12 protein-coding genes and 1 tRNA gene are annotated in these 16,199 nt (G+C 41.9%); 5 read left to right on the forward strand and 8 right to left on the reverse strand.

Annotated elements, in window-relative coordinates:
- Window positions 1–116 precede the first annotated feature (116 nt).
- From DD657_RS10955 to DD657_RS10970, 4 genes are all read left to right on the forward strand, one after another.
- A complete protein-coding gene (locus DD657_RS10955; RefSeq protein ID WP_021987720.1) occupies window positions 117–446 on the forward strand; it encodes a DUF1904 family protein in 330 nt (109 codons plus the stop codon).
- A gap of 339 nt (window positions 447–785) precedes the next feature.
- A complete protein-coding gene (locus tag DD657_RS10960; protein WP_021987719.1) occupies window positions 786–3,125 on the forward strand; it encodes a transglycosylase domain-containing protein in 2,340 nt (779 codons plus the stop codon).
- Window positions 3,126–3,141: 16 nt separating this feature from the next.
- The gene (gene radA / locus DD657_RS10965) at window positions 3,142–4,506 is read left to right on the forward strand and encodes a DNA repair protein RadA (RefSeq protein ID WP_068691375.1); all 1,365 of its coding nucleotides are present in this window, start codon (window positions 3,142–3,144) and stop codon (window positions 4,504–4,506) included.
- 93 nt (window positions 4,507–4,599) lie between these two features.
- Window positions 4,600–5,331 carry a transposase gene (locus DD657_RS10970; RefSeq protein ID WP_068691373.1) on the forward strand — a complete coding sequence of 244 codons (732 nt, stop codon included), beginning with the start codon at window positions 4,600–4,602 and terminating at the stop codon, window positions 5,329–5,331.
- A gap of 24 nt (window positions 5,332–5,355) precedes the next feature.
- Here the strand turns inward: DD657_RS10970 and DD657_RS10975 are convergent, their stop codons facing one another.
- The 8 genes from DD657_RS10975 to DD657_RS11010 all read right to left on the reverse strand — a co-directional run bounded on the left by DD657_RS10975 (window position 5,356) and on the right by DD657_RS11010 (window position 14,420).
- Window positions 5,356–5,829 (reverse strand): hypothetical protein, encoded by a 474-nt coding sequence (locus tag DD657_RS10975; RefSeq protein ID WP_068691371.1) that lies wholly within the window; start codon window positions 5,827–5,829, stop codon window positions 5,356–5,358.
- A 90-nt stretch (window positions 5,830–5,919) separates the two neighbouring features.
- The gene (locus tag DD657_RS10980) at window positions 5,920–6,735 is read right to left on the reverse strand and encodes an energy transducer TonB (RefSeq protein WP_021987715.1); all 816 of its coding nucleotides are present in this window, start codon (window positions 6,733–6,735) and stop codon (window positions 5,920–5,922) included.
- A 247-nt stretch (window positions 6,736–6,982) separates the two neighbouring features.
- A tRNA-Lys gene (locus DD657_RS10985) sits at window positions 6,983–7,055 on the reverse strand.
- A gap of 83 nt (window positions 7,056–7,138) precedes the next feature.
- Window positions 7,139–7,858 (reverse strand): YebC/PmpR family DNA-binding transcriptional regulator, encoded by a 720-nt coding sequence (locus tag DD657_RS10990; RefSeq protein ID WP_021988030.1) that lies wholly within the window; start codon window positions 7,856–7,858, stop codon window positions 7,139–7,141.
- 94 nt (window positions 7,859–7,952) lie between these two features.
- The gene (locus DD657_RS10995) at window positions 7,953–8,972 is read right to left on the reverse strand and encodes a SusE domain-containing protein (protein WP_287049859.1); all 1,020 of its coding nucleotides are present in this window, start codon (window positions 8,970–8,972) and stop codon (window positions 7,953–7,955) included.
- A 27-nt stretch (window positions 8,973–8,999) separates the two neighbouring features.
- The gene (locus DD657_RS11000; RefSeq protein ID WP_287049860.1) at window positions 9,000–10,595 is read right to left on the reverse strand and encodes a RagB/SusD family nutrient uptake outer membrane protein; all 1,596 of its coding nucleotides are present in this window, start codon (window positions 10,593–10,595) and stop codon (window positions 9,000–9,002) included.
- Window positions 10,596–10,621: 26 nt separating this feature from the next.
- A complete protein-coding gene (locus tag DD657_RS11005) occupies window positions 10,622–13,594 on the reverse strand; it encodes a SusC/RagA family TonB-linked outer membrane protein (protein WP_118774100.1) in 2,973 nt (990 codons plus the stop codon).
- Between the two features lie 130 nt (window positions 13,595–13,724).
- Window positions 13,725–14,420 carry a leucine-rich repeat domain-containing protein gene (locus tag DD657_RS11010; RefSeq protein ID WP_021988025.1) on the reverse strand — a complete coding sequence of 232 codons (696 nt, stop codon included), beginning with the start codon at window positions 14,418–14,420 and terminating at the stop codon, window positions 13,725–13,727.
- Between the two features lie 727 nt (window positions 14,421–15,147).
- On the opposite strand from DD657_RS11010, the gene DD657_RS11015 reads away from it, so the two are divergent.
- Complete coding sequence (locus tag DD657_RS11015) at window positions 15,148–16,167, forward strand: LacI family DNA-binding transcriptional regulator (RefSeq protein WP_021988024.1); 1,020 nt, start codon at window positions 15,148–15,150, stop codon at window positions 16,165–16,167.
- Window positions 16,168–16,199: the final 32 nt, after the last annotated feature.

The following is a 16,199-nucleotide window of genomic DNA, read 5'->3' on the forward strand; positions in this document are numbered from 1 at the left end:
AATAGACGGATAAATCAATTTATTATTGAATGGGTTTAAAATTTGGAATTTGGAATCGTTGATATAACTTTAAGGCTGTTTAGTCGTAAAACTTTAAAAATTTTAATTATTGTACTATGCCTTTTTTGAGATTTCATTCCACTGATGCAGGAAAATTGTCGGAAATAAGTCGGAAAATGACCGATTTGATTCAGGAAACTTTACAATGTCCCCGGGAACATATTGTATTGGAAGTAATACATTCTGAAATAGTTTGTGATGGAGCAATAAATTGTGGAGATTGGCCTTTTGTCGAAATCTCGTATTTTCAAAGAAGCCGGGATTTACAGGATAAAGTGGCTCAAATCGTGTCTTCCTGTTTGCAGGAAATCGGATATACCGATTCGGATGTGTATTTTCTTTATCTGGATCCGCGGAATTATTATGAGAACGGTCGGTCGATGTGATCGATTTATTAAAATAAAAAATGTCCGTAAAGACGGACGTAAAAAATGAAAATCGGACTTTTTTAGATAATACTTTACGCTGTTATAAAATTCGGATAAAACTTATGACAGAGTAGGGGGTTGTCTAAAAGGTATTTGGTACCCTCGATGTATTCGTATCCCTATCGGAGAGTGAAATTAAATATCCGATTCTATAGGGGATGTTTTTACTTTTTCGGTAGCCTTATTTTCTTTTCTTTTTTGCCCTTTATCATATCTCTTTTTACTTTTTAATCCTTTTCGATTTTTCCGGCTTTTAAATTGATTATCTTTGTGGTTTGGAAATCAATACGAATAGGGATGTTTAAAAAGTATAAGAAATTATTCGTCATTTTTTGGTGTGTGTTTTTAACCGGATTACTGTTGGCAGTTCTGTTTTTCTGGTTGATAGCCGAAGGTAAACTTGGTTTTATGCCCACTTTTGAAGAATTGGAGAATCCTAATAATAAATTCGCTTCCGAAGTTTATTTTGAGGATGGTCCGATGATCAGCCGTTATTTTCAGGGGAGTGAAAACAGGCGTTATACGGAATATAAGGATATACCGGAATCGGTAAAAGATGCTTTGGTTGCTACGGAGGATGTTCGTTTTTACGACCACAGTGGAATCGATGTCATCGGGCTTTTCCGTGTAGCTAAAGGATTGCTGACGGGAAGTTCTTCTTCCGGTGGAGGAAGTACGATTACGCAGCAGTTGGCTAAAATGCTTTTTCCGCGTGATCCGGACCAGAATTTTATGGAACTGGCTGTTCGGAAATTCCGGGAATGGGTAATTGCTGTACGTTTGGAAAGGAGTTATACAAAGGAGGAAATCATGACGATGTATCTCAATAAATTTGATTTTCTGAATTTAGCGGTAGGTGTAAATTCTGCGGCAGAGGTATATTTTCAGAAACCTTTGGATTCTTTGAGGATAGAAGAAGCGGCAATGTTGGTGGGTATGGCGAAAAATCCGGCATTGTTTAACCCTGTACGTCGTCCTGAAAAAACCTTGGGACGTAGAAATGTGGTTTTGGGACAGATGCAGAAATATGGGAAAATTACAAAAGCACAATACGATTCCTTGAAAATGCTTCCTTTAGGTTTGTGCTTTAAAAAAGAAGATCACAAAGAGGGATATGCGACTTATTTCCGTGAATATCTTCGGATTTATATGACAGCAGGTAAGCCGGAAAAAAGTAATTACCGTTGGAATCCGGAGCAATATTACCAGGATTCTTTGGCTTGGGAGCGCAATCCGTTGTATGGATGGTGTAAAAAAAACTTAAAATTGGATGGTACACAATATGATATCTATTCTGACGGATTAAAAATTTATACGACATTGAATTCCCGGATGCAGCGCTATGCAGAGGAAGCCGTTGTAGAACATTTGGGAAATGACTTGCAACCTTTATTCAGCCGGGAGAAAATCGAAAAACAAAATCCTCCTTTTTCCAATGATTTGACAGCGGAAGAAGTGCGGGATATCCTTGACCGTTCGATTAAACGTACGGAACGTTACCGGATATTGAAAAATGCCGGAGTTGCTTTTGAAGAAGTACGTAAAATTTTCAATAAACCGGTTGAAATGCAGATTTTTACCTGGAAAGGAATACGGGATACGGTCATGTCTCCTTTGGATTCGATTAAACATTATAAATCGTTTTTCAGGGCAGGATTTATGGTTATGGAACCTCAAACGGGGAATATCCGGGCCTATGTCGGAGGTCCTGACTATCGTTATTTTATGTACGATATGGTCAGTGTCGGTAAACGCCAGGTAGGTTCTACCATTAAACCGATTCTTTATACTCTGGCTATGCAGGAAGGATTGGGGCCTTGCGATAAAGTTCCCAATATTCCGCAGACGTTTATTTTGCCTGACGGAACACCTTGGACAGCCAGGGGAGGAGGTAAGCGGCCCGGAGAGATGGTTACTCTTCGTTGGGGATTGGCGAATTCGGAGAATAATATTTCCGGTTGGGTATTGAAACAGTTTACACCTTTAGCGGTTGCTCAAATGGCCCATAAGATGGGAATCCACAGCTTTATTGATCCGGTGCCTTCTGTATTTTTAGGTACGGCTGAAATTTCAGTAAAGGAAATGACGGCAGCTTATTCTATTTTTGCGAATAAAGGAGTGTATAACACCCCGATGATGGTGTCCCGGATTGAAGATAAATACGGCAATGTATTGGCCGAATTCAGACCGGAATCCCGGGAAGTAATTACGGCCCAAACGGCCTATCTGATGTGTAATCTGCTGGAAGGGGTTGTAAATAGCGGAACCGGAATCCGGTTGCGTTACAGATATGGTTTTACGAATCCGATGGGAGGAAAAACGGGAACGACACAGCAACATTCGGATGGTTGGTTTATGGCAGTAACTCCCGGTTTGGTCGGGGGAGTATGGGTTGGAGCAGAAGACCGGTCTATTCATTTTCAGAATATAACGAATGGGCAGGGAGCTAGTATGGCTTTGCCCATATGGGCTAAATTTTTGGGAAAAGTAATCAAGGATCCGAAATTGAAATTTGATACCCTGCCTTTCGAGAAACCCGCAGGAGTAAGTAAAAATTTGGATTGTCAGGATGACGCAGACGATCAGGCAACGGAAGTAGAATCGGATTATCAGGAAGATAACGAGGAGTTCTATTAGTAGGAAAAGACAAAGCATTATGAAATCAAAAACAGTATATGTTTGCCAGAATTGCGGTGCGAAAGAATCAAAATGGGTCGGGCGCTGTCCGATGTGTGGCGAATGGAATAGCTTCGAGGAAGAAGTCGAGATAAAAGTTGCGAAAGGCAAAGCAAATGCTGTGATGGGACAGCCGATGTCCAAAGCCCTCCGGTTGTCGGAAATAAAAGTAAATGCCGATACTCGTATCGATACCGGTGACAGCGAATTAAACCGGGTGTTGGGTGGTGGTTTGGTGCCGGGTTCCATGATATTGCTGGGAGGAGAGCCAGGCATCGGGAAATCGACTTTGGTATTGCAGTTTGCACTTCACAATAAATGCGGTAAAGTGTTATATGTATCCGGGGAGGAGAGTATTGCCCAGATCAAAATGAGGGCGCAACGCTTGGGTGCGGAAAATGACGATTGCCTGTTTTTGTCCGGTAATTCCCTGGAGATGGTCCTCGAACATTCCCGTACGATACAGCCGGATTTATTGATTATCGATTCCATACAGACCCTGGCGACAGAGACTGTAGATTCTATTCCGGGAAGTCTTTCGCAGATCCGGGAATGTACGAACACTTTGTTGCGTTATTCCAAAGAAAATACGATTTCTACGATTTTAATCGGTCATATTACAAAAGACGGCCAACTGGCCGGGCCGAAAATATTGGAGCATATGGTCGATACGGTATTGCATTTCGAAGGCGATCAGCAATATATGTATCGTATATTGCGTTCGATGAAAAACCGTTTCGGTTCGACTTCGGAAATCGGTATTTACGAAATGTTACAATCCGGTTTACGGCAAGTATCCAATCCTTCGGAATTGTTATTATCCAATCATGGTCAGGATTTGAGTGGAATAGCCGTTTCTGCTACAGTAGAAGGGGTAAGGCCGATTCTGTTGGAAGTACAGGCATTGGTTTCCACTGCTGCTTATGGTGTCCCGCAGCGTTCCGCTACGGGATTCGATTCAAGACGGTTGAATATGTTATTGGCTGTATTGGAAAAAAGGGTCGGTTTCCGTCTGGCTGCGAAGGATGTCTTTTTGAATATTGCAGGAGGTATTCGGGTAAGCGATCCGGCTCTTGATCTGGCTGTGGTTATGGCTGTATTGTCTTCGAACATCGATGGAGCTTTGCCTCATGATACGGTTTTTGCCGGAGAAGTCGGATTATCGGGTGAGATCCGGGCGGTCAGTCGTATCGAACAACGTATTTCGGAAGCGGAAAAGCTGGGATTCCGCCAGATTTTTGTACCTTTGGGAAATAAAAAAGGCTCAACAAAAGTTCCACAACATCTGGAAGTGAAATTTGTCTCTAAAATTTCTGACATTTGCCGGGCGTTGTTTGGTTGAGAGTGATAGCACCCGGGGACGGGGGTAAAGTGCTATGATTTTGTGTTTTACATTTTTTTTCATAAATTTGGTATATGTCTAATACATTTGAACATGTCCAGGCAGGCGCGTCAACGGTCGATTACGGATATATATCATGTTATTCAACGTGGTATAGACCGAATGGTGATTTTCCGGGATGATGATGACCGTCAGATGTTTTTAAATCTTTTGCGGTTACAGGTCTGTGAATCTTTTAAAATCTATTGTTATTGCCTGATGGATAATCATATCCATCTCTTAGTAAAAAGTGACCGTCTTAGTTTTCATATCCATCATATAGCCTCGATTTATGCAATGTGGTTTAATCATAAATATAATCGTAGAGGTTATCTTTTTCAGGATCGTTTTAAAAGTGAAGTAATAGAAGATGAAGGATATTTGCTGAGATGTTTCCGGTATATTCTGAGGAATCCTGTAAAAGCAGGTATATGTGAGAAGATTGAAATTTACGGGTGGAGTAGTTACCATTTGTGTTTTGGTGGAGATGGTTCTTTTGTTGTTGTGGATTTTCTACCTTGCTTTTTTGAAACGAAGAAAGATTTTCAGACTTATTTGCAAGGAGAGGATTTCGAGGAATTTATAGATGTTGATCAGGATAATCGACTGACTGATAGTGAAGTAATTGAATTGTTAAAGCAACAATTGGGCGGTAAGAGTTTAGAAGAATTTTCTTCTGAAGAACAAAAACGGATTTTGAAGACAATGAAACAAAGTCCCGGAGTGAAAAACAGGCAACTTGCCAGGATAACTGGGGTCGGTTTCAATATAATCAGGCGTTTATGAGATCATTATTGTAATTGTAGCACTTTACCCTCGTCCCTGAGTTTTCTTTAGCTTTTCGTTCATTTCTATTATTTTGCGGTACACTCCTGTTTTATATTTGTAGAGTGTAAAGCCGGACAGCATCGGATAAAAACAGAAAAATGCTCCCATAAGGCTGAAAGCAGTTGCTGCATCGTAATCCCTTACTGCATAAAATCGCGAATAAGCATAATATGCAATTCCTCCGCATAACAGAAGACCTGCCAAAAGCACAAAAACGCTTCCGCTTGTAGAAAATTTTTCAACGATGGCACTGCCCGCGGAATAATTGGCAGCAAAAAGTCCCAAGATAAATACCACCGCAAAAGTAATGATTGAACTTATTTCGCCATACTTAGAATATTCTATCGTAAATAATACGCCTGCAGCTGCAGTAACTACCATTGCCCCTATACACAAGATTCCCAACCGTCTTTGTCGTTTTAACATGGAAATAATTTCCGGTTTCAATTCTGTCATGTTCTTTTTTATTTTCTTACGTTCTTATTAAACAATTATTTTCTTTTCTGTTGTATCTGCCTGATAGCACTTTAGCCCCGTCCCCGGGTGCTATGGAAGTTTAAAGCTAATTGGCAAAACATATCTTGTTGCAACTTTTTTTCCTTTATTTTCGCCCGGAATCCAATTAGGCATTAATCCTACTATTCGTTCCGCTTCTTTTGCCAAGACTAAAGACGCAGAAGAACATTTATTAAATCGGCAACGTACTACACCGAATATATCAGAAATTTCTCCCGTTGGGGATACAATAAATTGTACCATTACATTCCCTTCTTCTTTATATTTTATTGATTCGGCAGGATATTGCATATTATCTGAGATAAATTTTTGCATCGCACTTATTCCGCCGGGAAATTGAGGCATCTTGTCTGCAATAGTAAGAACTTCGCCTTGGTACTGTTCTTTCTGTCGTGGAGGCAAAGGATATAATTTAAGTTTGCCATTTTCCGACTTATAAGTACCACCGAGTAAATAAGTAGTCCGTACTATTTCTCCGTTGGCACGTTTACCGGGGCTCCATTTGGTCATGGTTTTTGCTACACGCAGTACTTCAGCATCCAAAGCTGGGTAACTTCCGGCATATAGGCTAAAATTATTCAGAGAGCCATCTTTTTCTACTATAAAATGTACGATAACACTATTATCACTTCTGTTTAATGTTGTTTCTGCCGGAAAACGTACATTATCATTGATATATTGCCATACGTCACCTGCTAAATATTCTGGCAAGGTTCCGCCTTCTCTGACAATATGAACATCTTTAGCCAGTTCTTCCTCTTTCTGCTTAAGATTCTTATTGGTTTCTGTTGCATTTAATGCAGTGACTATAAATAAGAAACTAAATAAGATAATCGATTTTTTCATAACTGTATATTTTAATAAAGCGTCACAGAATAACAGCTAAATACTTAAATTGAGTAAATATACGATATTTTTTTAGTAAAAAGCAAGTATTATATTAACCTAAATTTTATTCAGAAAAAAAATACGTTAAAAGCAGAAAAAGGATGACTGGGATAGCACTTTAGCCCCGTCCCTGAGTGCTACCTGAGTGCTAGGAAAATAGGAACAAAAAGAAAACCACTTACGAAAGTAAGTGGTTTCATTTCTGTGACCTCGGTGGGACTCGAACCCACGGCCCATTGATTAAGAGTCAATTGCTCTACCAGCTGAGCTACGAAGTCATCTTTGATTTGCATGACGGGCAATGCCCATTTTGCGGGTGCAAATATGCAATAATATTTTTAATTCTGCAAGAATAGCCGGATTAATCTTCTTTGATGTTGTGATAAACGTTTGTTACATCATCGTCTTCATCCAGTTTATCCAGAATTTTATCAACTTCGGCTCTTTGTTCCGGCGTTAATTCTTTGGTATCGGTCGGGATACGGGTAAATTCTCCGCTGACGATGTCGTATTTGTTTTCTTCCAGGTATTTCTGAATATTACCATAGGCTTCAAAAGAACCGTACAAATTGATAATACCGTCTTCGTCTTCAAAGATTTCGTCAACTCCGTAATCGATCATTTCCAGTTCGAATTCTTCCGGATCGAAGTTTTCGGGTTTATTGATTTTGAAAACACTTTTCCGGTCGAACATGAAATCGAGTGAGCCTGTTGTTCCTAAAGAACCGCCGAATTTCGTAAAAGCGTGACGTACATTGGCTACCGTCCGGGTATTGTTATCTGTAGCTGCTTCGACTAGGATGGCGATGCCATGAGGCGCATATCCTTCATAAGTAATTTCCTTGTAGTCGGAAGTATCTTTGGAGATCGCCCGTTTGATGGCCCGTTCCACATTTTCCTTCGGCATGTTTTCAGCTTTCGCATTCTGGATCAGGATACGAAGGCGGGTGTTGTTAGCTGGATCCGGTCCACCGGCTTTAACTGCAATATCGATTTCTTTTCCGATTCTGGTGAAAACGCGGGCCATATTGCCCCATCTTTTCAATTTCCGTGCTTTGCGGTATTCAAACGCTCTTCCCATATATTGTATTCTTTATTAAAGTTAAAGGATTGAGGCGCAAAGTTATATATTTTAATGGAAAATTGAAATCTGAAACCTGAAAATGGACGATATTTTAATTTCCCAGTGTATAAGTGTATGGATATTTTTTGAGGTTTAAAGTTATTGTATATTCTCCTTCCTGCGGTACGACGATCTGATTGCCGTTATCCATGAGTTGATTACCGAAGTAAGTTCCCAATATCCGGTTGCCGGCTCCCGTTTCTTTAAAGACGAACTCACCGGACGTCAGGTGTGCATTTGTTTTCAGGGTCCGGTCAGACTCGTTATAGGTCAGGGGGATTGCCGTATTTGAGGTGGCGCTTCCTGAAATGCTCCAACTGACAGGCGTTACCGAATAAGTTAATTTGTTGATGTCAGCAATCACTTTGTATAGGCCGGCTGTGCTGTTATTAACTGAGATGTCTCCGCCGTTTTTTTGTAGTTTACCGGCTCCGCCGCTTCCCCATTGCAACGGATTCCAGTCTGGCTGTCCTGTGATTTTAAAGTTTGTGTTCGGGGTAAAATAAAGGTAGCCTTCATATACATCGTCTGCTTTCGGAGAAGTGAGTATTGTTGCCGAGTCACCGGGATTCCACCCCTGGTAACTACCCGGGGCGAAAAGAATGGGATAGGTTACTTCAACATTGTAGGCCGTCATTGTCACCTGGACGGCTTTGGAGCGTAGTGTCTGTAAATTTTCATTGACCATGGCATTTACACGTAGTTCGATCTCTCCCGGAGTTTCCGGTACCAGTCCTGCAATCAGGATGCTGTTGTTCAGGGTCGCATAGTCTACTTTGACCTGTTTTTCCTGGGTTTCCGCGATTTTAACGGCCGATTCGAAATAAGTACCTGCTTTGGCTACCTGAACGGTGTAGAGGGTGGCGGCAGGGAAACCGAATTCGGCAGTTGTCCAGGCTACAGTCAGAGAATCGTTGGCTGTAGCTTCGGTAAGGATAAAATCGTTTCCGTTTTCCGGCGTTTTGACTTCCGGATTGATAAAGTCTCCGGCATAGTACTTTTTATTTTCAGTTTCACAGCCGGTTAATATGAATGACAGGCTTGTAAAAACGATCCAACATATCTGTTTCATAGGTATTTCAATTTTTCAGTTTCAGTTTTAATATCCGGGATTCTGTTTCAGGTTCGGATTTGCTCCTAAATCGGAAGACGGTATCGGGAATAAATTGTAATTGGAGTTTGTGCTTCTGCCTCCTATGACACCGCCTTTCCAGGGCCAGGTATAGTTTGTCTCACTGAAGCGTTTGAAGCGGATTAAGTCTGTCCGGCGATGTCCTTCCCAATATAGTTCGCGGGCCCGCTCTTCCAGGATAAAGTCGAGGGTGAGCTGGGAAGCGGAAATCTGTCCGGAATTATCGCCATAAGCGCGGTAGCGTAAATCGTTGATATAACCTAAAGCCGTATTCAGGTCGCCTCCCGTTCCGCCCCGTAAAATGGCTTCGGCATACATCAGATAAATATCTGCAATCCGGTACATCGGAAAGTCGGTATCTACGAAACTCAGATTGGAACCGGTGCCGCCGGTCGATTTCATATTTGAGAATTTCGTGACGATTACTCCTTGTTTAAAGTCGCTTTGTTGATTGACTTCAATGCTGGTTTGGCCTTTCGTGAAAAATTGGGCCCTTCGGTCACCCGGATCGAATTTAGCCATGAATTCAGCCGTCGTTCGGTTGCCTGCCCATCCGGAGTTAACACCGTAATTCTGCGGGACGATACTGTCTCCCCCTATGGCTGCAAAAATGAGAAAGGTGGTTCCTCCGTAGGTTTGGGTATGTTGTCCGTCAAAAGCAATCGGGAAGATAATACCTTTGGCCGTGTGGTTATCGGCCATAAACAGATGCTGATAATTGTCGTCCGGTTGGTAATGCGGGATAATTTTATTACAGTAGGTTATAGCGTCCGTATAGCGGGGTGTTCCGGTATAAACTTCTGCATTCAGGTATAATTTGGCCAGGATTGTCCAGGCGAGAGCCTGATCGGCACGACCGTATTCGTTGGTATGCGGGTCTTTCAACTGAGGAATGATTTCGATCAGGTCGTTTTCAAGCCAGGTAAAAAGGTCTTTACGTGAAATCTGCTGTGGATTGAAAGTGCCGACTCCGTCTTTTTCTTCGACAAAAGGTACATTGCCGTAGAGGTCTAAAGCCTGATAATAAGCCAGGTCTCTAATCAGGCGGGCTTCGGCCCGGTAATAGCCGATTTGGGTGCGTAAATCGCCGGTAACTCCGCGGCTGTCCAGCTTACTGTCAGTCGTTGCTCTTAAGTATTCGTTAGCAATGGATATCTGATAAAATATCCGGTCGTAGGTGATGGTGATATAATCGTTTGCGGCCGACCAGCTTTGATTGTGGAGGTCGGGGAGTCCGGCATTATTCCAGGCACAGATGGCTTCGTCGGTAGTTAATTCCTGCATATTCCAGAGTTGCCGGAGATAATTGGAGGAGCCTTCATCATTGGTCGCTAAGTCCGGGTTTCCGTCCGGCCCGACTTGTCCGCTGAGTGCAAATACGGCATATATTTTGGCCAGTACCTGTTTGTAAGCAGCGGGATCTTTGTAGGCATCGTCTGCGGTCGTGATATTTTTATCGATGGGTTTTGTGTTCAAATCATCGATACAGGCTGTCATTCCCAGGGCTAAAAGTAGCCAGAGGCTGTATAACCGGATTTTCGGATAGTGGAAGTATGTTTTCATAATTTTGATGTTACGTGTTACAATGATTAGAATCCGAGGTTTACACCGAAAACAAAGTTCCGGGGACGGGGGTAGAAATTGTTATCGATACCGTTGAATATTTCCGGATCCAGACCTTTGTATTTTGTGATGGTGAATACATTCTGTACGATGGCATACAAACGCAGGTCGATACGGTTGTGCCAAAGTTTCTTGAAATTATATCCCAGTGTAATATTGTCCAGTTTCATGAAAGAAGCGTTCTGGACATAATAGTCCGAGAAATATTGCGGGTTTCTGAAATTGGTTTTGGAGACGTCCGAGGGGATGTTACTATAGAAACCGGTATTGTCGTACATCCGGGAATAGATGGCTCCGTTGGACTGTATGTTGTTATAAACATAGTTTCCGAAGCTAAAACGGCCGGCGATGTTCAAATCCCAGTTTTTGTAAGTCAGGTAAGAGGAAAAACCTGCCAGCCATTTGGGAGCCGGGCCTTTGTAGCGATACAGGTCCGATTGGTTGATAATGCCGTCTTTGTTCAGGTCGGCATATACACCTTCAATCGGTTTTCCTGCTTTATCGTATACTTGCCGGTATACGTAAAATGCATTGGATTCGTGTCCTTCACTGTGTATTTGTATTGTACTGCCGGTACCTCCAGAGATACCTCCGGTAAGGACTCCCATGTAATTTGGATCTTTGTTCCGGATCAGTTTGATGATTTTATTTTTGTTGTAGGATAAATTGACATTGAATTCCCAATGCCATTTGTCGTTGTCGACCGGGACGGTGTTCAGGACAAATTCGAAACCCTGGTTGGACAAGTCTCCTACATTCGTTACGATTTTATTGGTCAGGTTCGAGCCGGCTGCAATCGGAATTTCGTTTAACAGGTCTTTGGTTTTACGATAGTAATAGTCGATAGAACCGTTGATCCGGTTATTGAAAAAACCGTAATCCAAAGCGACGTTCCAGGTTGTCGTTTCTTCCCATTTGATATTGGCATCGTAACCGTTAGGCCGGAGTGTGTATATAAAGTCGTTCCCGAACTGATACTGGGCTTTATCGTTACTTATGGTATAGTTGGCCAGATAAGGGTAGTCATTTCCGATGATGTCCTGTTGTCCGGTGACACCGTAACCAAGCCGCAGTTTTAAAGAGGATAGTTTTTCAAAGCTTTTCATAAAGTCTTCCTGGTCGATACGCCAGGCCAGGGCGAGGGACGGGAAAGTTCCCCAACGTTGTTTTTTGGAAAAACGGGATGAACCGTCTCCCCGGATGGTAAATGTAAGCAGGTATTTGTCCATAAAGGTGTAATTCAAACGACCGAAGAAAGAAAGCAGGTAGTTTTCTGAAGCACTTTCGATGTCTTCTTTGACATAGGTACCGGAGGTATTGGTGGCATAAGAAGAACTGCTCTTTTTAAAGTGTTGCCAGGAATAACCGCCGATGACATCGATGACACTGTATATGTTGTCGATCTGTTTGTTGTAGTTCAGGTAAAATTCCAGCAATTCGTTGTATTTTTTTTCACCGAATTTTTTATGATATCCGCTTCCGTACTTTTCATCGTAAGTCCAGGCTGCATTTTCAGGTTCTATGACTTTTCCGTCGCTTTTTGAGTAGTCATAGGCCAGGTTTAAGTTGGCCCGTAAGTCCGGGAAAAAATGTAACCGGTAATCGAATTGGATATTACCGATGAAACGTTTCACATCGGCTTTATCACGGTGTTGTTCCAAATGGGCGACGGGGTTTATTGTAGCAATCTTATTGGGATCGCCGGTTGCCGATTGTGTCCAGGTAAAATACCCGCCGTAACGTTCGTTGCCGTCTCTGACGGGCCGGGTGGGATCGAATAGTACGGCTTCACCTATAGAACTGGTATTACCGAAATTATTTTTAATATACATTCCTTTGGCCTGAAGGTTGATTTTCAGGTAGTCGTCAAAAAAGGAAGGATTAAGATTCAGTGCTCCGGTGTACCGTTGCAGGCTGCTCGTTTTTAAGATTCCCTGTTGATCTGTAAAACCGAAGGAGATCCGGAAGGGGGTATCAAATTTATAACCGGAAAAATCGATTGTATGGTCATTGCTGACGGCTGTCCGGTAGATTTCATCCTGCCAGTCTGTATTTGCATTCCCCATGTTGTCGATAATACTGGTGTTACCGGCAAATTGTTTCCGGATGGTTTCGCGGTATTCGTCGGCATTGAGGACGTCGACTTTGCCTTCCCGCCAGCCGATACTAAGCTGGCCGGAATAATTGACCCGGAAAGGTTGTCCTTTTTTTCCCTTTTTGGTGGTAATCAGGATAACGCCGTTGGATGCTCTGGCTCCGTAAATGGCTGTAGAGGAGGCGTCTTTTAAAACGGTAAATGTTTCGATATCGGCCGGGTTGATGCTATTCAGCGGATTACGCATACCGGATATGCCGGAATTGTCTAGGGGAACACCGTCGACAACGATCAGGGGGTCGTTACTGGCTTTCATTGAAGAGCCTCCCCGGATACGAATGGTTGCACCTTCTCCCGGTGCTCCGCCTCCGGTTGTGATCTGTACACCCGGGGTTTTCCCGATCAGTAAATCCTGGGGTGAAGACATGACTCCGGGGTTAAAATCATTGGCTCCGATAGAGATAACCGAACCGGTAGCGTCATTTTTTCTTACTTGTCCGTATCCGATGACAACAACTTCCTGAAGTTGCTGTGTATCTTCCTCTAAGGCTACGTTTAACGTATTTTGGCCGGTTATGTTAAAACTTTTAGTTTTGTAGCCGACGAAAGAAAATTCAACCACATCTCCGCGATTTACTTTTAGCGAGTAGTCACCGTCGACATTGGTTGCCGTTCCGGTAAATGTACCTTTGATGATAACACTCACTCCCGGCAAAGGTTCTCCGTTGGCAGCGTCGGTTACTTTTCCCGTTAGGTTTATTTCCTGTGCCCAGCTATTTAGGGAAAAAAGCAGAAAGCATAACAAAATAGGAAAAGAAGTTAAGCTTAGTTTGTTTCGTTTCATAATTGTACGATTTAGCGTAAAGGTTCTCTTAAAAGTATGGAAACATACTTTTTATCTTTTGACTTTACGCGGTATACGGATACAATTAAGGACGATGTTTACTTTTTTTGGCTAAAAGATGTAAATTCGGTCAATGCCATCCCTTATCCTGAAGAATTTGTGCCTGTTGTTTTGAAACACCGGGATTCATAGAAAAATAGAGAGTTGCGTAATCTGTGGCTTTTTTTTCAGGAAGACTTTCGATGAGGCGGTCTAAAACGGAGGTAGGAAGAAAATTATGACTGATGTTCAGATTGTTAATGGAGTGGCAATCACTTAAATCTAATTCATACAAATGACAGTGGGAGCAGTATAAACGTTGTAAAGAATGTGCGTTTTTTAAAACCAGTACACTTAGCGAATTGTGAGACAGGTTTAGGTAGTTCAGATGATTGTGCAATGGAAGCTCGAATTCGGTCAGGTTATTGGAGTTACAATGTAATTCTTCAAGACGGGGGCAGTTACTGAGATTCAACTCTGTCAGTTCGTTGCCTTCACAATGTAAATATTCTAAAGAAGGGCAATTGGATAGAAGCAGGTTGACCACCCGTTGATTGGTTAAAGAGAGAAAGCTGATTTTGCTGCCGAATATCTTGATTCGGTGTACTTCTTCCGTTCTATAAGCATGTTGCAGGTTAAAATAGATATTTTGGGGATCGTATGAGAGGCATTTACCATCTCCCCAATCTATGAAGAGCTTTTCTGCGTATAAAGTCATTTGAAAGGGGACAGAAGGAGCGCTGATAAATTCGAGAATGATAAATTCGCTGGATATCTGGGCATTCATTACAATCAGTTTTAAAAAAAGTGTAGGGCTGAAGATTTTGTTTGACAGGAGGCGCCGCCAAGCACCCAAAGGACAAACAATAAATACAACAGCCTACACTTATGCGCAGACGTCACACTTATTCCTGTCCTTTTTGAAAAATTGGCGGTTTTCCTGTCAAGAATAATATTAACGATCAATATCTTAAATTTTAGCTAAATCTGACACTTCGTTAAAAATCAGCTACAAACATACTAAAAAATAAGATATAAAAATCGAATGTGACCTTCTTTTTACGCAAGAGGTAGGCTGTCGATGGGATATTTTTTATTTTATTTTCGTGATAGTGTTATTTCTATTTTGTATTATCTTATTCTCCCGTTCATATCCAATAATTTATATTATGTAATAAAAATTTGATATACAAACCACAGGGGCATTAAAGTCCTTGGAGTCCGGATATCGGATTTTAAATTCACAGTTTTCATATTTATATAGTAAAATACTGTAGGCATCGGACTGTCTTATTTAAATCAGGCTAAGGTTGTAATGCTCTCCCGATTGAAAATTTAAATTATTCAGCCCTTTTAAATTACGAACTGTAAAGCTATTCGATAATATTTGTTTGTATGCTAATTTAGGTAAAATAAAGAAGAAAAGAAACAGAAATCGATTTCTGATTGGGATTCGTTTGGATGCAACTTAATAAAAATGCAGCCGTTTAACGTGAAAACAGAATTCAGAATATATGCAGGTAACCCTAAAAGAGTTGGCCGAAAGATTGAAACTTGCTCCTTCAACTGTATCCAGGGCTTTAAAAGGGCATCCTGATATCAGTGAGGAGACACAATTACGTGTGCGTAGATTAGCCGAGGAGTTACATTATGCACCTAATGTCATGGCAACGAATCTTCGTTGTCAGAAATCGAATTTCATTGCCGTTGTAGTTCCGGAGATCCGTCGTGATTTTTATGCTGCTTTTGTAAACGGAGCAGAAAAAATTTTCCGGGAAAACGGTTATTTTCCGGTCCTGTTTCAAAGTTGTGAAGATTTCCGGCAAGAGGAAGCGATATGTCGCAGTATCGGCGTTTCCCGGATGGGAGGGGTATTAGTATCAGTGGCGCAGACGACACATTTTTTTCAACATTTTTATAGTTTGCAGGAACAGGGGATTCCGCTTTTGTTTTTCGATCGTATAGCAGGGGAATTGGATACTGATAGAGTGATTACGGACGATTTTATGGGGGCTTATGAAGTTGTACGGCATTTGATCGTTCAGGGATACCGTAAAATAGTCCATTATGCAGGAGTACAGCATTTGCAGGTAGCACAAAAAAGGCGGTTGGGATATTTACAGGCTTTGCAGGATTTTCATATCCCTGTGGAAGAGGATATGATTGTATATTGCAATACGGCGGCTGATGTCAGCTTATATACTCCGCAATTGATGCAGAGTTTGGCTCCGGATGCTCTGTTCGCAGTGGATGATGATATGGCCGTAGAGGTATTGTCGGTATTGAAAGAAATGGGATATCGTATTCCGGATGACCTTGCCGTGTGTGGATTTTCGGGCGATAATATCACGAAGGTGACAGAACCCGGCTTGACTTCGGTAGACCGGCATGCTGAAGACATGGGAGAAATTTCGGCCCGTTTATTGCTGGAAAGGATACAAATGCCCCACAAGTTCCCTACGGTGACGAAAATGATAAAACCTGCTTTAGTGGTCAGAAAAAGTACCGAGCGACCTGTGAGGCCTTTGGAGTAATACCGGTTTTGTAGTTTTACAAAGTTTGTATT

The sequence above is a fragment of the Culturomica sp. genome (genome assembly GCF_003524185.1).
GTDB classification, from domain to species: Bacteria; Bacteroidota; Bacteroidia; order Bacteroidales; family Marinifilaceae; genus Culturomica; species Culturomica massiliensis.